Source organism: Streptomyces sp. NPDC088915 (assembly GCF_044749825.1).
GTDB lineage: Bacteria > Actinomycetota > Actinomycetes > Streptomycetales > Streptomycetaceae > Streptomyces.
Map to the genome: position 1 here is coordinate 297,360 of NZ_JBIVIR010000006.1, position 19,507 is coordinate 316,866.

General features: G+C 74.7%; 16 protein-coding genes and 1 pseudogene. 8 read left to right on the forward strand and 9 right to left on the reverse strand.

The window, feature by feature from the left end; all coding sequences use genetic code 11:
- Positions 1-63: 63 nt before the first annotated feature.
- Positions 64-1,119: an ATP-binding cassette domain-containing protein gene (locus tag ACIP5O_RS13900; RefSeq protein WP_401292512.1), complete on the forward strand. Its 1,056-nt coding sequence runs from the start codon at positions 64-66 to the stop codon at positions 1,117-1,119.
- Between the two features lie 5 nt (positions 1,120-1,124).
- Positions 1,125-1,979 carry an ABC transporter permease gene (locus tag ACIP5O_RS13905; protein WP_401292724.1) on the forward strand — a complete coding sequence of 285 codons (855 nt, stop codon included), beginning with the start codon at positions 1,125-1,127 and terminating at the stop codon, positions 1,977-1,979.
- A gap of 16 nt (positions 1,980-1,995) precedes the next feature.
- Here ACIP5O_RS13905 and ACIP5O_RS13910 read toward each other — a convergent pair whose 3' ends face one another.
- The 4 genes from ACIP5O_RS13910 to ACIP5O_RS13925 all read right to left on the reverse strand — a co-directional run bounded on the left by ACIP5O_RS13910 (position 1,996) and on the right by ACIP5O_RS13925 (position 8,257).
- Entirely contained in the window at positions 1,996-4,299 is a 2,304-nt protein-coding gene (locus ACIP5O_RS13910) for a protein kinase (RefSeq protein WP_401292515.1), read from the reverse strand.
- Between the two features lie 5 nt (positions 4,300-4,304).
- The gene (locus tag ACIP5O_RS13915) at positions 4,305-7,055 is read right to left on the reverse strand and encodes a PQQ-binding-like beta-propeller repeat protein (protein ID WP_401292517.1); all 2,751 of its coding nucleotides are present in this window, start codon (positions 7,053-7,055) and stop codon (positions 4,305-4,307) included.
- Between the two features lie 112 nt (positions 7,056-7,167).
- Complete coding sequence (greA, locus tag ACIP5O_RS13920) at positions 7,168-7,665, reverse strand: transcription elongation factor GreA (protein ID WP_356541592.1); 498 nt, start codon at positions 7,663-7,665, stop codon at positions 7,168-7,170.
- Between the two features lie 190 nt (positions 7,666-7,855).
- Positions 7,856-8,257 (reverse strand): DUF4307 domain-containing protein, encoded by a 402-nt coding sequence (locus tag ACIP5O_RS13925; protein ID WP_401292519.1) that lies wholly within the window; start codon positions 8,255-8,257, stop codon positions 7,856-7,858.
- A gap of 99 nt (positions 8,258-8,356) precedes the next feature.
- Here ACIP5O_RS13925 and mca point away from each other — a divergent pair, with 99 nt between their 5' ends.
- Both mca and ACIP5O_RS13935 read left to right on the forward strand, forming a co-directional pair.
- Entirely contained in the window at positions 8,357-9,238 is an 882-nt protein-coding gene (gene mca / locus ACIP5O_RS13930; protein ID WP_356541595.1) for a mycothiol conjugate amidase Mca, read from the forward strand.
- 1 nt (position 9,239) lies between these two features.
- The gene (locus ACIP5O_RS13935) at positions 9,240-9,467 is read left to right on the forward strand and encodes a hypothetical protein (protein WP_401292522.1); all 228 of its coding nucleotides are present in this window, start codon (positions 9,240-9,242) and stop codon (positions 9,465-9,467) included.
- A gap of 187 nt (positions 9,468-9,654) precedes the next feature.
- Here the strand turns inward: ACIP5O_RS13935 and ACIP5O_RS13940 are convergent, their stop codons facing one another.
- Entirely contained in the window at positions 9,655-12,816 is a 3,162-nt protein-coding gene (locus ACIP5O_RS13940) for a tetratricopeptide repeat protein (protein WP_401292523.1), read from the reverse strand.
- A 338-nt stretch (positions 12,817-13,154) separates the two neighbouring features.
- Positions 13,155-13,427, reverse strand: a pseudogene (locus tag ACIP5O_RS13945) (Uma2 family endonuclease); the annotation flags it as partial.
- 150 nt (positions 13,428-13,577) lie between these two features.
- Here ACIP5O_RS13945 and ACIP5O_RS13950 point away from each other — a divergent pair.
- A complete protein-coding gene (locus tag ACIP5O_RS13950; protein WP_401292526.1) occupies positions 13,578-15,596 on the forward strand; it encodes a thioredoxin domain-containing protein in 2,019 nt (672 codons plus the stop codon).
- Positions 15,597-15,672: 76 nt separating this feature from the next.
- Here ACIP5O_RS13950 and ACIP5O_RS13955 read toward each other — a convergent pair whose 3' ends face one another.
- A complete protein-coding gene (locus tag ACIP5O_RS13955; RefSeq protein WP_125667799.1) occupies positions 15,673-16,080 on the reverse strand; it encodes a rodlin in 408 nt (135 codons plus the stop codon).
- 296 nt (positions 16,081-16,376) lie between these two features.
- Here ACIP5O_RS13955 and ACIP5O_RS13960 point away from each other — a divergent pair, with 296 nt between their 5' ends.
- A complete protein-coding gene (locus ACIP5O_RS13960) occupies positions 16,377-16,523 on the forward strand; it encodes a hypothetical protein (protein WP_185893586.1) in 147 nt (48 codons plus the stop codon).
- 74 nt (positions 16,524-16,597) lie between these two features.
- Here ACIP5O_RS13960 and ACIP5O_RS13965 read toward each other — a convergent pair whose 3' ends face one another.
- On the reverse strand, positions 16,598-17,008 hold the full coding sequence (locus tag ACIP5O_RS13965) for a rodlin (protein ID WP_401292528.1): 411 nt from the start codon (positions 17,006-17,008) through the stop codon (positions 16,598-16,600).
- A gap of 219 nt (positions 17,009-17,227) precedes the next feature.
- Between ACIP5O_RS13965 and ACIP5O_RS13970 the strand changes: the two genes are divergently transcribed.
- Together ACIP5O_RS13970 and ACIP5O_RS13975 are read left to right on the forward strand one after the other, a co-directional pair.
- Positions 17,228-17,638 carry a rodlin gene (locus tag ACIP5O_RS13970; RefSeq protein ID WP_401292531.1) on the forward strand — a complete coding sequence of 137 codons (411 nt, stop codon included), beginning with the start codon at positions 17,228-17,230 and terminating at the stop codon, positions 17,636-17,638.
- Between the two features lie 289 nt (positions 17,639-17,927).
- Positions 17,928-18,161: a chaplin gene (locus ACIP5O_RS13975; protein ID WP_401292532.1), complete on the forward strand. Its 234-nt coding sequence runs from the start codon at positions 17,928-17,930 to the stop codon at positions 18,159-18,161.
- Here ACIP5O_RS13975 and ACIP5O_RS13980 read toward each other — a convergent pair.
- Positions 18,085-19,470 (reverse strand): ATP-grasp domain-containing protein, encoded by a 1,386-nt coding sequence (locus ACIP5O_RS13980; protein ID WP_401292535.1) that lies wholly within the window; start codon positions 19,468-19,470, stop codon positions 18,085-18,087. The genes ACIP5O_RS13975 and ACIP5O_RS13980 overlap by 77 nt on opposite strands.
- Positions 19,471-19,507: the final 37 nt, after the last annotated feature.

Sequence of the window (19,507 nt, forward strand, 5' to 3'; positions counted from 1 at the left end):
CGCGGGCCGCCCCCCAAACCTAGGATCGGTGGGAAAAAGTCCCGATCCATGGGGAGTATCGACATGCCAGGCGCGATCTACGCCGAGGGTCTGGTGAAGACCTTCGGCGACGTACGAGCCCTGGACGGGGTGGACCTCGACGTGCCCGAGGGCACCGTCCTGGGTCTGCTCGGCCCGAACGGCGCGGGGAAGACCACCACCGTGCGCGTCCTTACGACCCTCCTGCGGCCCGACAGCGGGCGGGCCGTCGTCGCCGGGATCGACGTCCTCGAACACCCCAACGAGGTGCGCCGCTCGATCGGCCTCTCCGGACAGTTCGCGGCCGTCGACGAGTACCTCACCGGCCGCGAGAACCTCCGGATGGTCGGGCAGCTCTACCAGATGAAGGCGAAGGCGGCGAAGGCGCGGGCGGGCGAGCTGCTCGAACGGTTCCACCTCGCCGAGGCCGCCGACCGGCCCGCCAAGACGTACTCGGGAGGCATGCGCCGCCGCCTCGACCTCGCGGCCGCGCTCGTGGTCTCCCCGCCGGTCATGTTCATGGACGAGCCGACCACCGGCCTCGACCCGCGCAACCGGCAGGAGCTCTGGGAGGTCATCAAGGAGCTCGTCGCCGGAGGCACGACCCTGCTGCTCACCACCCAGTACCTGGAGGAGGCCGACCACCTCGCCCACGACATCTGCGTGGTCGACCACGGCCGGGTCATCGCGCGCGGCACCTCCGACCAGCTCAAGGCCCGGACGGGCGGCGAGCGCGTCGAGGTCGTCGTCCGCGACCGGGAGATGCTCACCGGCGCCCGGGAGGTCCTCGGCCGCTACGGCGCCGCGCACACCGGCCCCGCCGCGGGCGCGGGGCACGGCGAGGTCTCCGTCGAGGAGCACACCCGCAGGCTCACCGTCCCCGTCACCGGCGGCGCCAAGCTGCTCGCCGAGGTCATCCGCGACCTGGACGCCGTCGGCGTCGAGATCGACGACATCGGCCTGCGCCGTCCCACCCTCGACGACGTCTTCATCTCCCTCACCGGCCACGCGGCCGAGCAGGAGGAGGCGAAGGAGGACGGCGCCCCGGACCGGCAGGGCGGCCGCGGCCGCAAGCACCCCACGAAGGAGGAGGCGAAGTGAGCACCGTGACCCCCGAGGCCCCGACCCGGGCGCCGCAGCCGCGCGGGGGCGTCGCCCAGGCCGTCGGCGACTCCCTCGTCGTCGCGAAGCGCAACCTCATCCGGATGACCCGGATCCCCGAGATGATCCTCTTCGGGCTCATCCAGCCGGTGATGTTCGTGGTGCTCTTCACGTACGTCTTCGGCGGCTCCATGACGATCGGCGGCACCACCGACGCCGGCGTCTACAAGGACTTCCTGATGGCGGGCATCTTCGCGCAGACCGTCACCTTCGCCACGGCCGGATCGGCGGCCGGCATCGCCGACGACATGCAGAAGGGGATCATCGACCGCTTCCGCTCCCTGCCGATGGCGCGGGGCGCCGTCCTCACCGGCCGCACCGTCGCCGACCTCGCGCAGACCTCCGTCACGCTGGTCGTCCTCGCGGTCGTCGCCCTCCTCGTGGGCTGGCGCACCGGCTCCGCCGAGCCGACCAACGCCGGCCGGGTCCTGGGCGGCTTCGCCCTGCTGCTCCTCCTCGGCTACGCCTTCACCTGGATCGGCGCCCTGATCGGCCTCTCCGTCCGCACCCCGGAGGCCGCCACCTCGGGCGGCATCATCTGGCTCTTCCCGGTCACGTTCATCTCGAACGCGTTCGTGGACTCGGACCAGATGACCCCCTGGCTGCGCCACATCGCCGAGTGGAACCCGTTCAGCGCCACCGTGCAGGCCTGCCGGGAGCTGTTCGGCAACCCCGGCGTCTCGACCTCCGACGCCTGGCCCATGCAGCACCCGGTCTGGGCGTCGGTCATCTGGTCGGTCCTGATCATCGTCCTCTTCCGGACCCTCGCGGTCCGCAAGTACCGCTCGGCGGCGTCCTGACCGCCCGGGCCCCGCGTCAGGGCAGGTAACCGGAGACGACGAGGCCGCCGGGGAGCGGCAGGAAGGCGGCGCCCCCGGCGACCAGCGGCTCCCCGGCGACCTCGGAGGCGAAGCCGGTGGGCAGGCTCAGCCGGTAGACCGCGCCCTGCTCCCCGCCGGTGGACAGGAAGGGGCCGGCGGCCGGATAGGTCCGGACCTCGTCCTCGTCCGTGGTCACGACCCGGTCGCCCGCCAGGTGGACGCGGTCCGCGGAGACGCCCGCCACCCGCCACCGCTCCCGGCCGCTCTCCAGGTCGTACGCGAAGAGCGTGCCCTCCGCGTCGACGAGGGCGACGAGCCCCGCGGCGTTCACCGCGGGACCGGCCACGACCCCGGAGCCCAGGGTCCGCACCGTCCGCAGCGTCCGGGCGTCGAGGACCCCGACGGCCCCGTCCTGCCGGGCGGAGCAGAGCACGGTGCCGCTCTCCTCCTGCTTCTCCCGGACGACGAAGCCGCCGCAGTACTCCGCCCCGCGCGCCGCCACCTTCCCGGTGCGGGCGTCCAGGGCCACCGGCTCCGTGCCCACCGGGACGAACACCCGCCCGGCCCCCGCGACCGGCTGCTCCGGCAGGCCGTCGAGCGGCGAGCGCCACAGCTCCTTCCCGTCGCGCAGGCGCACGGCCGTGACCAGACCGGTCCGCTCGTCCCGCATGTTGACGTACGTGGAGTACAGGACCCCGTCCCGCAGGTCGGTGCCCTTCACGGCCCAGTCGCTCCCGGGCCCGGGCAGGCGCCGCCGTTCCTTCCCGTCCGCGAGCCCGTACGCGACGACCCCGTCGGGGCCCGTGACGTACGCCGTGTCGCCGACGACCGCCGGGTACTGCGGCGCGCTGCGCAGCCCCTCGCCCCGGCCCGGCACCTTCCACCGCTCCTTGCCGTCCGCCGCGCCCAGGGCGGTGACCGCGCCGCCGTCCCCCGGGCAGACCAGGACCTCCGGGGAGAGCGCGCAGGCGCCGCCGCCCGGCTCCACCTCGGCCCGCCAGGGCGACCAGCCGGCCGGGCGCGAGGCCCGGTCCGTGCCCGCCGCGCCGAAGTCGCCGGCCCGGCCCGCGCCGCCGTACGGCAGGACGACCCGGCTCAGCGAGGCCGGAACCGGGGCCGGAGCCGGGGCCGCGGTCGCGCCGGCGGAAGGTCCATCCGGAGTCCCCGGGCCGCCCCCCTGCTCGTCCGTTCGGTTCAGGAGCACCGTGCCCGCCGTCGCCAGGACGGCCACCGCCACCGCGCCCGCCGCCAGGGCGCCCCAGCGGCGCGGCCGGCCCGCCAGGGCGGCGGCCGGGGCCACCGGCCGGTCCGGCACCGCCGTGGGGGAGTACGGCACCACGGGGCCGAGCGTCGGCAGGTCCGCCACGCCCGTGCCCGAGGCCGCCGCCTCCCCGACCGCCCGGGCCGCCTCCCTGGACTCCGCGACCAGCGAAAGGACCCCGCCCGGCCACGGAAAGGGCTCCGGCGCGCCCCCGCTACCGCCGAGGAGCTCCGCAAGCTCCGCCGCCGGGGGCCGCTCCGCCGGGTCGAGCCGCAGACAGCGCTCCAGTACGGGCCGCAACTCGCCGGGAACACCGTCCAGTTCGGCCTCCGCCCGGCTGATCCGGTAGATCACGGCGGCCATCTCGTCGTCCTGGAACGGCCCCCGGCCGCTCGCCGCGAACGCGAGCACCGCCCCCAGGCAGAACACGTCCGACGCGGGCACCACCGCCCGGCTCCCCACCAGGTGCTCCGGCGCCATGAAGCCGGGGGAGCCCACCACCAGGCCGGTCGACGTCAGCGCCGTCGCCTCGAAGGCCTGCGCGATCCCGAAGTCGATCAGCTTCGGACCGGCCGCGCCGAGCAGCACGTTCGCCGGCTTCAGGTCCCGGTGCAGCACCTGCACGCCGTGCACGGCCGCCAGGGCCCGGGCGAGCGCCGCCCCCAGGGCCCGCACGGCCCCGGCGGGCAGCGGGCCGGTCCGTACGACGGCCTCCGCGAGCGAGGGGCCCGGTACGTACTCGGTCGCCAGCCACGGCGAGGGCGCGTCCGGGCCGGCGTCCACGAGCCGCGCCACCCCCGGCCCGTCCACGGTCCGCGCCGCCGCGATCTCCCGCCGGAACCGGGTCCGGAAGTCCCCGTCGACCTCCAGGTCCTCCCGTACGGTCTTCACCGCGACCATCCGGTGCGGATCGGCCGTCGGCGCGTCCGTCCGGCAGGCGAGGTGGACCTCGCCCATGCCGCCCGCGCCGAGCCGGGCGAGCAGCCGGTAGGGGCCGACGAACCGGGGCGGCCGCCCCTGGGGCAGGGCTTCCAGCACGGGACCTACTCCTTCTCTTCAGCGGCCGAACCGGCGGCGGAACCGGCGGCCGAACCGACGGCCGAACCGGCGGCCTGGCCGGGCGCCGCGCCGAGAGCCTCGCGGGGAAGCTCGACGGAGACGACGACCCCGGTGTCGTACACGACGTGGGCCACCCCGCCCAGCGGCAGCACCTGGGGCGGCCGGACCTCGCGGTCCAGGTACGCCCCGGCCGGGCGGTCGTACTCTTCCTCGGCGCGCGGTCCGGGCGCGCCCGGCACCGGCACGACCCGCTCCTTCCCGGGCCTGCCGTCCGCGCCGAGCGGCACCACCCGCAGGGCCGAGAAGTCCGCGTACACGAGCGCGCTCCCCGTGATCAGCGGGTTCGAGAGGAGCTGCCGCCGGCCGTCCGCCGAGGTGAGCGCGGGGGCCGGGTAGTGGCCGAGGGACCTGCCGGTGGCCGGGTCGAGGACGTACACCCCGGCGGGCGCGTCCGTCTTCCCCCAGTCCGTCCAGGGCAGGGGGCCCGCGTCGAGGACGACGGCGGCGCGGTCGGAGACGGCGGCCGGCCAGGCGCCCGACTCCGCGACCCCGGCGGGCACCGCGAGCCGCCCCGGACCGACGGGGGAGAGCGTCACGGCGTCCAGGCGGTGGAGCACGAGCGGGCTCTCGTTCGTCGCGTCGAGCGGCGCGCAGTACGCGTACCGGCCCCGGACGAGCAGGGCGTCGCACGCCTTGGCCTCCGAAGGCACCTGGCCGCGCTGGTCGCCGGTCTTCGCGTCGTACGCCACGAAACCGGCGTCGCTCATCGCGTACACGAGCCCGTTCGCGGCGGCGACCGGCTCGAAGTCGCGGTACTCCACCCGCGCGAGGTCGGCGTTGGTGAGCGACTTGGACCACAGCTCGCGTCCGTCGGCGAGGGCGAAGGCCGCCATCCGGCCGCCCGCGTCGTCGCCGGTCGGGACGAAGACCGTCCCGTCGGCCACGACGGGCCGGGTCGCGAGCCCGCCGCCCGACGGGCCCTCCTTCTCCCAGCGCACCGCGCCGCTCCGGGCGTCCCGGACCTGGAGGCGCCCGCCGGAGAGCAGGACGGCGTACGGGCCGTGGACGGCGGGCACGGCGGTGCCGCCCGCGACGAAGACGCCGCCGGTGGGGCCGATGAAGCTCTGGTCGTCGCGCGGGTCCTCGACCAGGTCGGCGGTCCACAGCCGCTTCCCGCCCGCCGGGTCGAGCGCCTCGTACCGGCCGTCCGTCGTCCGGCAGACGAGCGCCTGTTCGCCCGCCGAGCAGCCGAACGCCGGCGCGCCCAGCTCCGCCCGCCAGGGCTTCCACCCGGCCGGGCGCTGGGCCGCGTTCTGCGCGACGAACCCGGACCCGTCGGCCGGGCCGCGGTCGTCGACGCCCGGCACCCGGGGCCCGGCGGCCTTCGCGGGCGCCTTCCCCTCCCCGCCGCCGTCCTCCGGCCACAGCAGGTACGCGCCGGTGCCGCCGGCCGCGACCGCCAGTGCCAGGACGGCGGCGAGCAGCCGCCCCCGGCGCGGGGGACCGGTGGGCACGGCGGCCGGACTCCCGGGGGCGAGCGTCGGTACGGAGTGGAGGCCCGGGACGTCCGGGACGACGACCGGCCCGAAGCCGGCCGGCACCTCCAGGAGCGGCCCGCCCGACGCCACGAGCCGCGCCAGCTCCCCGCCGTACTCCCCGATGTGCTCCCGTACGCCCTCCGGCCACGGGAAGGCCTTCGCGGGGACCGGCCCGAGCAGCTCCGCGAGCCGCTCCGGGGCCGGCCGGTCCGCCGGGTCCGCGGCCAGACAGGCGGCGAGCGTCCCGCGCAGCTCCTCCGGGACCCGGGACAGGTCGGCATCGGCCCGCGAGACCCGGTACAGGACGGCGGCGAGGGGGCCGTCGCCGAAGGGGTCCTCGCCGGTCGACGCGTAACAGAGCAGCGAGCCGAGGCAGAAGACGTCGGAGGCGGCCGTGACGCGCCGGGCCCCGGCCACGTGCTCGGGGGACATGAAGGAGGGGGTGCCGACCATCAGGCCGGTGGCGGTCATGGCGGTGGCGGCGCTGCTGCGGGCGATGCCGAAGTCGATGAGGCGGGGGCCGTCGACGGACAGCATGACGTTCCCCGGCTTGAGGTCCCGGTGCAGCACCCCGGCCCGGTGCAGGTCGGCCAGGGCGCGGGCGATCCCGGCGCCGAGCGCGCGCACGGCGGGGACGGGCAGCGGGCCGCCGCGCCGCACGGCCTGCGCGAGGCTGGGCCCGGGGACGTACTCGGTCGCCAGCCAGGGCGTCCCGGCGTCGGCGTCCCCGCCGACGGGCGCGGCGGCGTACGGGCTGTCGACGAGCGAGGCGACCCTGATCTCCCGCCGGAACCGGTCCCGGAAGGCGGGCTCCCCGGCGACGTCCCGCCGCACGGTCTTGACGGCGACGAAGACGCCCGGGACGGGCGCGGCGGCCCCGCCGCCGGGGGCCCCGCCACCGGAGGCCCCCTCACCGGAGGTCCCGTCACGGGAGGCTCCGCCACCGGAGGTCCCGTCACGGGAGGCTCCGCCACCGGAGGCCCCCTCACCGGCCCCGGCGGCTCCCTCACCGGCGCTCCCGCCCGTACCCGCACCCGGGACGGCGCCCGGAGACCCCGTACCCGCACCCGGCCCCGTGTCCGGCAGCCCCGCCCCCCTGGCGAGGAACACCTCGCCCATCCCGCCCGCTCCGAGCCGTGCGAGGACCTCGTACGGTCCGATCCGGCGCGGCGCGTCCGCGCGCAGTGGTTCCAGCATCTCGTCGCCCCCCTGTGACGTGATCGTCGGCGCGGCCTCATCGTACGGAGGCGCGCGCACGACGGAGGGCCGGACCCCCCGGGGTCCGGCCCTCCGTGGAAGAGCGGGGGTCTCAGCCGGTGTACGGCTTCGCGCTGAGGATCTTCACCGCGGCCTTCTTGCCGTTCGGCAGCTCGTACTCGGCCTGGTCGCCGGCCTTCTTGCCGTTGACGCCGACGCCCAGCGGGGACTGCGGCGAGTAGGTCTCGACGTCACCGCTCGCGTACTCGCGGGAGGCGAGGAGGAAGGTCAGGGTGTCGTCCTCGTCGCCGTCGAAGGCGATCGTGACGACCATGCCGGGCTCGACGACGCCGTCGTCCGCCGGGGCCTCGCCCACCTTGGCGTGCTGGAGCAGCTGGGTGAGCTGACGGACCCGGAGCTCCTGCTTGCCCTGCTCCTCCTTGGCCGCGTGGTACCCGCCGTTCTCGCGCAGATCGCCCTCTTCGCGCGCGGCGGCGATCTTGGCGGCGATCTCGGTACGCGCGGGACCAGACAGGTACTCAAGCTCGTCCTTGAGCTTGTTGTACGCCTCCTGGGTGAGCCAGGTGACGTTGTCGCTGGTCTGGGTCACAGGTGCTCCTCGTAGGTACTGGGAATACAAAGCATCGCCCTACACGGGAATGCTGTGCTGTCCCGGGTGGGCGAAACCACGAGCCTAACAATGAGTGGCGGAAAGCGGGAGGACATAAACCACCGGAATGGCGTCGCCCCAGCTCACAGCGGTGACCCGCCGGGACTAGTCACCGGCTCCCTACCCACCGCTACCGGGTCGTACACCCGATCAGCTCGGCGCTCGTCGCGCGGGCGGTGGTGCGCAGGGAGAAGACCTGGTCGACCCGGGCGGCGGGGTCGTCGATCCGCACGTCCTTGCGGGCCACCTCGGTGCCGTCCTCGGAGCGCGAGCGCAGGGTGCAGACGCCCTCGACGCCCTCGTCCTTGCGGACCTCCAGGTGCACCTGGACCTCGGAGGCGCTCACCACGTCGAACTTGATCAGCTCGGCGCTGATCCTGCTGTCGACGACGTAGTACCAGCCGAACCAGCCGAGGACGGCGAGGAAGAGGACCCCGAGCACGGACCCGACGATCCTGAGCTTGCGGTCGGCCCGCTCGTCCGCGGAACGCCCGTAGCGTCCCTCGGGCGGCTGCTCTCGCACCGCGCTCATGATCGATCCTCTCGAAGCCGGGGGGTGGCGGAATTTTCGGCCCCCCGATTCCGTCACTATAGAGACCTCCCTCCGCGACCAATCACTGAGGATCGAGTCTTGACTGAGCAGCTCCGACTGATGGCCGTTCACGCCCACCCCGACGACGAGTCGAGCAAGGGTGCGGCCACCATGGCCAAGTACGTGTCCGAGGGGGTGGACGTCCTGGTGGTGACGTGCACGGGCGGCGAGCGCGGCTCGGTCCTCAACCCCAAGCTCCAGGGCGACCCCGAGATCGAGGCGAACATCCACGAGGTGCGCCGCAAGGAGATGGACGCGGCCCGCGAGATCCTCGGCGTCTCCCAGGAGTGGCTGGGCTTCGTCGACTCGGGCCTGCCCGAGGGCGACCCGCTGCCCCCGCTGCCCGAGGGGTGCTTCGCGCTCCAGGACGTCGACGAGGCGGCCGGCCGGCTGGTCCGCAGCATCCGCTCCTTCCGTCCCCAGGTCGTCACGACCTACGACGAGAACGGCGGCTACCCGCACCCCGACCACATCATGACCCACAAGATCACGATGGTGGCCTTCGACGGCGCGGGCGACCCCGAGGCGTTCCCCGAGGACGAGTTCGGCCCGGTCTGGCAGCCCCTGAAGCTCTACTACAACCAGGGCTTCAACCGCCCCCGCACCGAGGCGCTGCACCAGGCGCTCCTCGACCAGGGCCTGGAGTCCCCCTACGGGGAGTGGCTGGAGCGCTGGAAGGAGTTCGAGCGCAAGGAGCGGACCCTGACCACCTTCGTGCCCTGCGCCGACTTCTTCGAGACCCGGGACCGGGCGCTGATCGCCCACGCCACCCAGATCGACCCCGACGGCGGCTGGTTCCGCGTGCCCATGGAGATCCAGAAGAAGGTCTGGCCGACGGAGGAGTACGAGCTCAGCAAGGCGCTGGTGCCGACCTCCCTCCCCGAGGAAGATCTCTTCGCGGGCATCCGCGACAATGCCTGACATGAGCGCACACCTGGCACTGACCCAGCTTGTCCCCTTCGCCGCCGAAGAGCTGGACAAGAACAAGGTGACCCCCGGCGTCCTCGGCTTCGTCGTCTTCGCGGTCCTGGCCCTGGCGGTCTGGATGCTGATGAAGTCGATGAACCGCCACATGGGCCGGGTCTCCTTCGAGGAGGCCCCGGACCCGGCGGCCGCGCCGAAGACCCCGGCCGAGACCCCGAAGAAGTAGCGGCTCCCGGACCACCGGAGCCCCGCCCCGCCCTCCGGGCCGTACCCCCGCGGTACGCCCCGGGGGGCGTCCGCGCGTCCGGACGGTCCGCTCACTCGGTACTTTCACGCCGACGAGCGGCGAGCGGTACGGATCGGGGTACGGCCCCGGCGGGGGAGGCCCCGACGCCCGGCTCCGGTCGGAGGCCCTACGCCCCCGGCACCCCCAGCACCTCCCGGGACCGGCGGTTCGGGACCAGGCCCAGGTCCCAGGCCTGCCACGGCGTTCCCGGGGCCACGCCGCGCGCCAGGACCGCGCCGTACGCCTCGGCGCAGTCGACCAGGCGCGGGTCGCGCGCCGGGTGCCGGTCCGCGACCAGGGCCGCCAGCTCCTCGCGGGCCGTCTCCGTCCCCGGCTCCGGGGAGCCCGGGACGGCGTGCGGGAGCAGGGTGCAGCGCAGGAAGCGGGCCCAGTCCGCGCCGCGCAGGTCGCCGTACGAGGCGAACAGCGCCCGCGCCTCGTCGCACAGGCCCAGCGCCTGCGGCACGCGCGCGTTGCCCGCGTCGACGACCGCCAGCTCCAGGCAGGTCCAGGCCTCCCCGTGGGCCACTCCGATCCGGTGGTAGTCCGCCCGCGCGTCCACGAGGAGCTGCCGGGCGAAGCCCGAGTTCCGCAGGCCGCCCGTGCGGGCGGCCGCCTGGTCGCGGGTGACCCGGCCCGAGTGGTGCCGGGCGCCGGCGAGCCCGTACACGTCCCGCATCCGGGAGAACATCGTCCGCGCCCGCCCCAGCTCCCGCACCGCCTCGTCGCGGTCGCCGCGCTCCTCCAGGGCGTGCCCCAGGTGGTACAGCGTCCACGCCTCGCCCCGCGCGTCCTCCTGCTCCCGGTGGCGGGCGAGGGCGCCGCGCAGCTCCTCCACGGCCGGCTCGGCGTCCCCGGCGGCGAGCCGGGCCCGGGCCAGCTGGGTCAGCGCCCAGGCCTCGCCGCGCCCGTCGTGGATCCGCCCGTACCCGTCGAGGGCGGCCCGCAGCTCGGTCCCGGCGCCCGGCACGTCACCGCGCAGCAGCAGCACCTGTCCGTACTGGAAGTGCGCCCACGCCTCGCCGTGCGGAGACTCGTGCGCCCGGTGCAGCGCGAGGGAGCGGTCGAGGAGCGCCGCCGCCTCCGCGAGCCGCCCCCGGTCCCGCTCCACGGCCGCGAGCGCGTGCAGCGTCCAGCCCCGGTCGGCGGCGAGCGCCTCCGGCTCCTGGAGCGCGAGCGCCTCCCGCAGCCGGTCCGCCGCCTCCGCGAGCTTCCCCTGGTGGTGCAGGGTGATGCCGAGCGAGCAGAGCGCGAGGGCCGCGCCCGGGTCCTGGTGGTCCTCCCGGTACGAGGAGACGACCGAGGCCAGGGTGGTGCGCGCCTTGTCCAGCTCGCCGATCTGCCGGGCCGCGATGCCGGTCCGCCACCGCACCGAGCGCGACAGCGGCGCCTGCCCGACGGACGCGGCCAGCTCGTCGATCTCCCCGAGCCGGTAGAGGTCGCCGCGCAGCAGGCAGTAGTCGCAGAGCGCGCCGAGCAGGTCCAGGACGGCCCGCTGGTCGACGCCCCGGCTGTGCCGCAGCGCGGCCGTGATGAAGCTGGTCTCCTCGTCGAGCCAGCTCAGGGCCGCCTCCAGGGAGCCGAAGCCGTGTCCGCCGAACCGGTCGGCGCGGGTCGACATCTTGCCGTCGACCATCCGGATCACCGCGTCCGCCAGCTCCGCGTAGTTGCGGACGAGGCGCTCCTGCGCCGCCGCGGCCTCCGCCGCGTCCTCCTCGTCGAGGAGCCGGGCCGCCGCGAAGCCGCGTACGGCGTCGTGCAGCCGGTACCGCTCCCCGCGCACGTGGTCCAGGAGCCCCGCGTCGGCGAGACCGCGCAGCAGCCGCGCGCCCTCGGCGCCGTCCGCGCCGAGCAGCGCCCCGGCCGCCGCCGCGCCGAGCGAGGCCCGCCCGGCGAGCGCGAGCCGCCGCAGGAGCCGCCGGGAGTCGTCGTCGAGGTCGAGGAAGTAGCGTGCGTCCAGGGCGCGTTCGACGGGGCCGGCGCCCCGGCCGGGCCGGCCGAGCAGCCCCGCCACCTCGTCCATGGACCGCCGCCCGAGCAGGGAGCCCGCCGCCCGCAGCGCCAGCGGGAGCCCGCCGCACAGCTCCCGGATCCGCCCGGCGGCCTCCGCGTCGTACGGCCCGGGGTCGCCCGCCCCGCCCGCCGCCCGCAGCAGCTCCTCCGCCCCGGCCGCGTCGAGCGCCGCCACCGGCAGCGCGTGCACGGCGGCCGGCACGTCCGGGCCGAGGTCCAGCGGCTCCCGGCAGGTCACCAGGACCAGGCTCTCCGAGCGCCCGGGCAGCAGGGCCCGCACCTGGGCCGCGTCCACGGCGTCGTCCAGGACCACCGCCACCGGCGTCCCGGCCAGCTGCCGGTGGTACGCCTCCGTAAGTCTCTGTACTTGTTGCTCCACCGAAGCGCCCTCCCGGAAGAGCAGCCGCTCGCGCGGGGCGCCGAGCCGGTTCAGCAGGTGCAGCAGCGCCTCCCGGGTCGCGACCGGCCCCTCGCCCGCCGTGCCCGGCACGGCGGTGGCGTTCCCCCGCAGGTCCACCACGCACGCCCCGCGGAACCGCTCGCGCAGCGCGTGCGCGGCCCGGACCGCGAGCGCGGTACGCCCCGAGCCCGGCGCCCCGTGCAGCAGGACCACCGTCGGCCGGGTCTCCACCGAGGCCCTGCCCTCCCGCACCCACCCGGCGATCCGCTCCAGCTCCTCCCGGCGCCCCGCGAACACCCCGACCGGCTCGGGCAGTTGCCCGAAGGACCGCTCCAGGACGGTACGGCTCCGGGCCGCGGCACTCCGATCGACCCCCCGCAACGGCCGCGCGACGGGGGCGGGGGCGGCCGGCTCCCGCTGCCGCTCCAGGAAGGGCCGTATCCCACGGCTCTCCAGGGCCGCCAGCCACCGCGCCCGCGCCTCCTCGACGCCCCCGGGGGCCGCCGCCCGGGACCCGGACGCCGACTTCAGCACGGTCGCGGCCGCCCCGGCCACCGCCACCACGGCGCCCGCGCCGAGGGCCGTCCCCGCCGACGTACCGAGGGCCAGGTCGGCGCCGACCGCCGCGATCCCGGCGACCAGCACGGGCACACCCGCACGGGACCCGCCACCCCGCCCGCCCGCCGCCTCCGCAGCCTCCGCGACCCGCAGGAACTCCGCGTACTCCCCACCGGCCCCCGCCGCCATCGCGTCCAACTCGGCCCGCCCCCGCGCGAGCAGCGCCCCGGCGTCCCCCCGGCCCCCGCCACCGCGCACCTCCTCCGCCACGACCCGCTCCAACAACCGCTCGGCCTCGGCCCGGTGACTCTCCCTCATCCGCGTTCCCCCTCCACACGCACCCGACGAAACGACCCCAGTCTCCTGCGCGACACGCTCCGACGCGAGGGAACGGGGGAGCGCGAAGAAGAGACCGACCGGTGGCAGAGGGAGCCCGCGGCCTTTCGGCCGCCTGTGCCGGTCGGCTGAGCCAAGTAACGGCTAGTTCGCACTGTTGCCCTCATACCGGCCGCGGGGTGACGAGTTCACCACCACGGACTTTCCCGAAGCGGTTGAGACGGCCCGTGACATCCTGGCGGAGCCGGACAGCGAGTCATGTAGGCGGCCGAGCATCGATATCGGGGCGAGCTCTTTGTGCTCTGCAGGACCTTGAGATCGACCGTGAGAGAGAAAGGAACGCTGGTGAGCGGGACGTCCTGCAGGCGGACGTCGAAGTCCGTGTCGGCGTTCCGGTCCGGTCCCGCGGCGGCGTCCAGGGCATTGGCCAGGAGCCGAGCCGGCCGGTTGTGCCGCTTCGAGGCGCTCGGGCTCACGACGACCATCCCGTCCACGATCTCGATGCCGGCGCACTGCTCCTCGGACCAGGAGTCGTACTGCTCCGCGCCGATCTGCGTGCGCATCCACGCGGGCGCCACCATCTCGGCGGAGATGGTGTACCTCCTTCGAGGAGCCTCGGCAGGTCCGGCGCTACTGCGCCCAGTCTGCTGTTCGGGGATGCCGGGCCGCCCGACTCCGCGAACAGCAGGCGGGTTCGTACCGCTTCCATCGGCCGCACCAGGCGCTGTGAGAGGCTGGATCACATGAACCGGCTGGCTGGTGTGACCTCCCCGTATCTGCTTCAGCACGCTGAGAACCCGGTCGACTGGTGGCCGTGGGGACCGGAGGCGTTCGAAGAGGCGCGACGGCGCGACGTGCCCGTCCTCCTGAGCGTCGGCTACAGCGCCTGCCACTGGTGCCACGTCATGGCCCACGAGTCCTTCGAGGACGACGCCACCGCCGCCCTGATCAACGACGGCTTCGTCGCGGTCAAGGTCGACCGTGAGGAGCGGCCCGACGTCGACGCCGTCTACATGGAGGCCGTCCAGGCCGCCACCGGGCAGGGCGGCTGGCCGATGACCGTGTTCCTGACCCCGGACGCCGCCCCCTTCTACTTCGGTACGTACTTCCCGCCCGAGCCCCGCCACGGCATGCCCTCCTTCTCCGAGGTCCTGACCGGCGTCCGGGACGCCTGGGCCGGGCGGCGCGGGGAGGTCGACGAGGTCGCGGACCGGATCGTCAAGGAGCTCGCCGGCCGCTCCCTCGCGTACGGCGGCGACGGCGTCCCCGGCGAGGAGGACCTCGCCCAGGCCCTGCTCGGCCTCACCCGCGAGTACGACGCCACCCGCGGCGGCTTCGGCGGCGCCCCCAAGTTCCCGCCGTCGATGGTCCTGGAGTTCCTGCTCCGCCACCACGCCCGCACGGGCTCCGAGGGCGCCCTCCAGATGGCCTCCGACACCTGCGAGGCCATGGCCCGCGGCGGCATCTACGACCAGCTCGGCGGCGGCTTCGCGCGCTACGCGGTCGACCGCACCTGGACGGTCCCGCACTTCGAGAAGATGCTCTACGACAACGCCCTGCTCTGCCGGGTGTACGCCCACCTCTGGAAGGCCACCGGCAGCGACCTGGCCCGCCGGGTCGCCCTGGAGACCGCCGACTTCCTGGTACGGGAACTGCGCACCCCCGAGGGCGGTTTCGCCTCCGCGCTCGACGCCGACTCCGACGACGGCACCGGAAGGCACGTCGAGGGCGCCTACTACGCCTGGACCCCCGAGCGGCTCGCCGAGGTGCTCGGCCCCGAGGACGCCGCCGTCGCCGCCGCCCACTACGGCGTCACCGAGGACGGCACCTTCGAGGAGGGCAGCTCCGTCCTCCAGCTCCCGCAGGACGCGGGCGTGGCCGACGCCGAGCGGATCGCGTCGATCGCGGACCGGCTCCGCGCCGCCCGCGACGAACGCCCGCGCCCGGGCCGGGACGACAAGGTCGTCGCCGCCTGGAACGGCCTCGCGATCGCCGCGCTCGCCGAGACCGGCGCCCTCTTCGACCGCCCCGACCTGGTCGAGCGCGCCACCGAGGCCGCCGACCTCCTCGTCCGGGTCCACATGGACGAGGGCGCCCGCCTCACCCGTACGTCCAAGGACGGCAGGGCCGGCACCAACGCGGGCGTCCTGGAGGACTACGCCGACGTCGCCGAGGGCTTCCTCGCCCTCGCCGCCGTCACCGGCGAGGGCGCCTGGCTGCAGTTCGCCGGCTTCCTCCTCGACCTCGTCCTCGACCGCTTCACCGCCGAGGGCGGCGCGCTGTACGACACGGCCCACGACGCCGAGACCCTCATCCGGCGCCCCCAGGACCCCACCGACAACGCCACCCCGTCCGGCTGGACCGCCGCCGCCGGAGCCCTGCTCTCGTACGCGGCCCACACCGGCTCCGAGGCCCACCGGGCCGCCGCCGAAGGGGCCCTCGGCGTCGTCAAGGCCCTCGGCCCGCGCGCCCCCCGCTTCATCGGCTGGGGCCTGGCCGTCGCCGAGGCCCTCCTCGACGGGCCCCGGGAGATCGCCGTCGTGGGCGCCCCCGACGACGAGGCCTTCCGGGAGCTGCGCCGTACCGCCCTCCTGGCCGCCACCCCCGGCGCGGTCCTCGCCACCGGCGCCCCCGGCGGCGACGAGTTCCCGCTCCTGCGGGACCGGCCGCTGGTGGACGGGCGGCCCGCCGCGTACGTCTGCCGCCGCTTCACCTGCGACGCGCCGGTCACCGACCCGGAGGCCCTGCGCCGGAAGCTCTGAGGGCCCGGAACGGGGACGGCCCCGCCACCCCTCCGAAGAGGGGCGGCGGGGCCGCACCGGAACCGGGGCCGGAGGCTCAGCCGTTGCCGGCGCCGTTGCCGGACAGGACCGGGATGTCGCTGAGGATGTGCGACAGCGCCTCGTCACCCTTGGCCTGGGTGGAGTTCTCGACGCACTGCTGGTTCTGCGGGGAGGACAGGACGTTGATGTCCTGGACCGTGATCGGGACGAGACCGATCAGCGAACCGGCGTTGACCTTGGCCGGCAGGCCCACGCACGGCTTGTTCAGGGAGCCCTGGACCAGCGCCAGCTGCGGGCTCATGTTGCCGTAGGTGGCGGAGTTGCCGTACACCTGGCTGGCACCGTTGCCGCTGAGCGAGGTGGTGCCGGTGTCGTCGGCGATCGCGAGCGCCTGCCCGGCACCCGTCGCCGTCGCGCCGAGGACCGACGCGGCCACAGCAGCCGTAGCGAACAGCTTCTTCATCAGTTCAGGCCTTTCGAATACTGGCTCGCCGATTGCCGAGCCGCACTGATCAACAGGTCAGGGTCCCGGAGGTTCCGGGAAGTCCACCGGACGGACTACGGGCAGATGAGCGAAATCCCCTGGACCGCACCGTATTTCGACCCGCTCGCACACAGGTGCGCGACGCGACATGGAGAGGACGAATCACCCTCCCGAGGCCTTTGTGTAATGATGCGGGAATCGCAGCGGAAGGAGCGAAGATGGCGCCGGACCCCGGGAAATGGGAACGGATGGCCTTCATTCCGAAGAGCCGGTACGTGAGCGACCCGACCCCCGCCGACCGCACCCCCTTCCCCCTCTACTCCGCCCTGGTGGCGCAGTGGACGCAGGCGGGCCGCGCGGTGCCGGGGATGCCGGACCGGGAGTGGGAGCGCCTGATGGCCGCTCCGGTCTGGCCGCGCTGAACGACCCGGAGGACCGAGGACGACGAAAGGGGCCGCTCCCGAGGGAGCGGCCCCTGACGCGTGGACGGGGAACGTCAGTTGTTGCCGACGCCGTTGCCCGACAGGACCGGGATGTCCTCCAGGAGGTGCGACAGCGGCTCGTCGCCCTTGGCCTGGGTGGAGTTCTCGACGCACTGCTGGTTCTGCGGGGAGGACAGGACGTTGATGTCCTGGACGGTGATCGGGACGAGGCCGATCAGCGAACCGGCGTTGACCTTGGCCGGCAGACCGATGCAGGGCTTGTTCAGGGAGCCCTGGACCAGCGCCATCTGGGGGCTCATGTTGCCGTAGGTGGCGGAGTTGCCGAACGCCTGGCTGGCACCGTTGCCGCTGAACGAGGTGGTACCGGTGTCGTTGCTGGTGGCGAGCGCCGGGGAGGCCACGGCGGCGGTGGCGCCGACGATGGAGACGGCCGCGGCCGCGGTGGCCATAACCTTCTTGATCACGGGAGTTCCCTTCTAGAACCGGCTCCGTGCAGGGAGCGACCTGATCAACAGGGGCTCGGACGCCGGGGTTCCGCCGTGTCACCCTCATGGCGGAGCGCACGCGGCAGCGCGAAGGGAGGCGCCCTTCGAACGGGTGAAGCGCCGGAACCTAACCCTCCGAGGGCAGTTGAGCCGGGCGCATCAATCAGGTCGATTGGTGGGAACAGGAACGGAATCACCGTGATCAAGAAGATTGTGGCGGCTGCGGCTGTTGCGGCCTCCGTCGTCGGCGCTTCTGCCGCGGCGGCCTCCCCGGCGCTGGCCATCGCCGACGACACCGGCACCACCTCGCTCAGCGGCAACGGTGCCACCTCGGCGTTCGGCAACTCGGAGACCGCGGGCGACCAGAGCCCCCAGCTCACCCTGGTCCAGGGCTCCCTGAACAAGCTCTGCCTCGGCGTTCCGGTCAAGGGCAACCTCGGATCCCTCGTCGGTCTCGTCCCGATCACCGTCCAGGACGTCAACGTGCTGTCCTCCCCGCAGAACCAGCAGTGCGCGGAGAACTCCACCCAGGGCAAGGGCGACGAGGCGCTCTCGCACCTGGTGGACGACATCCCGGTCCTCTCCGGGAACGGCATCGGCAACAACTGACCGGCAGCGCGTGCGACGGGGCCGGCGGAGAACGGTGACGTTCTCCGCCGGCCCTGTTTCGTGCGGAGGATTCTGTGCGGAGGAGTTCGCGCGGGCTGTTCCGTGCGGGCTGTTCCGTGTGGGCGATTCCGTGCGGGCAATGGGGTGAAACGTTCCCCGTCCGCGTTATTCAGGTTTCCTTTGTGCGGGATGTTCGTTGTGTTGTGTACAGCGGAGGCCGGGGAGCTTTCCTCCCCGGGCATCACGAGATCCGTGAGAATTCTTCCGCCGAGGAAAGGATCCAGACGAAATGAACTGTAAGAAGGCTGCGGCCGTCGTCGCCGGAATCGTCCTGGCCATGGGTGTGGCGTCGCCCGCCTTCGCGGACGCCGACGCGGAGGGTGCGGCCGTCGGCTCGCCCGGCGTCCTGTCCGGCAACGTCATCCAGGTCCCGATCCACATCCCGGTCAACCTCTGCGGCAACAGCGTGAACGTCGTCGCGCTGCTGAACCCGGCCTTCGGCAACGTCTGCGCCAACGACTGACCCGACGCGGTTCGCGGACAGGCACGGGGTCGGCCCCGGGGAGCACCCGCTCCCCGGGGCCGGCCCTCGTCGTGCCCCGGCCGGACGTCCACCGCCGCCGCAGCGCCCCCAGGGCCTTGCGCAGCAGGTGCGCGAGCCAGGCGCGGCCCATGGCGAGCGCGGGCAGCGGGTCGTCGGCCGCGCACCAGGCCCACTCGGTCCGCCGCCGCACCCCGCCGGTCTCGGCCGCCCACCGCCGGCGCGGGACGGCGAGCAGCGAGAGCAGCGCGTAGTTCTCGGCCACGAACCGGCGCCCGTACGCGGGGGAGGGCGGGGGCACGGGGCGGCCGGTGAGGTCCAGGTGGAGCGCCCGGACCGCGTCCAGGCCGTCCTGGTCGGTGAAGAGCCGGAACTGCGCGCCGGGCCGGGGGTTGAAGTCCAGCAGGTGGTAGGCGCCGGTCGCCCGGTCGAGCCGGAAGTCCAGGTCGCACACGCCCCGGTAGCCGAGCGCGTCGAGCAGGGTCCGGGCCGCCCGGTCCACGGCCGGGTTCACGGTCCAGCGGCCCGCGGCGGTCAGCCCGGCCCCGGTGGGCCAGGCGCGTTCCTTGCGCCCGGTGGCCCCGGTCGGGCAGCGGCCCGCGGAGTCCACGTACCCCTGGAAGAACCAGTCCAGGTCGCGGCCCGCCGGGAGGAGCTCCTGGAGCAGCAGCCGGCTGCCGGCCTCGGGGGAGCGGGCGTACAGCTCCCGCACCTCGGCGAGGGAGCGCACGATCGACGTGCTGCGCAGCCCGGCACCGGCCGGCAGCAGCCAGGGCCGGCTCCACTTGGCGACCACCGGCAGGCCGAGCGCCCGGGCCATGGCGGCGGCCTCGTCGGCGTCGGTGGGGAGCGCGGTACGGGGGTGGGGCAGGCCCAGGGCCGCGCAGGTCTCGGCGAGCGCCGCCTTGTCGGCGACCCGCAGCAGCTGCGCCTCGGTCTGCTCGGGCAGCAGGAAGCGCGGGGTCAGCTCGGTGCGGCGGCGGGCCAGGGCGAGCGCGGTGACGTCGTCCAGCGGAACGGCGAGCAGCGGGGACGACGGCCCCTCGGAGATCTCGTCCCCGACCCGCAGGAGGAAGTCGGCCAGCTCCGCCGGGGAGGCGGCGGCGGGGCCGGGGCGGGCCGAGCTGAGGTGGCGGGAGCGGGCCACCGGACTGGTCCGCGATTCGACGACGGCGTGGACCGGAATTCCCGCCCGGCCCAGTGAGCGGACCGCCCCGAGGGTGCCGTGGTGAAAGGGGTTCCGGTCGAGCCGCACGAGGACGGCCGGGACGCGGGTGTCAAAACTCGGCACGGCATGCCCTTCGTCTCGGTGCACCAACCGGGCGATC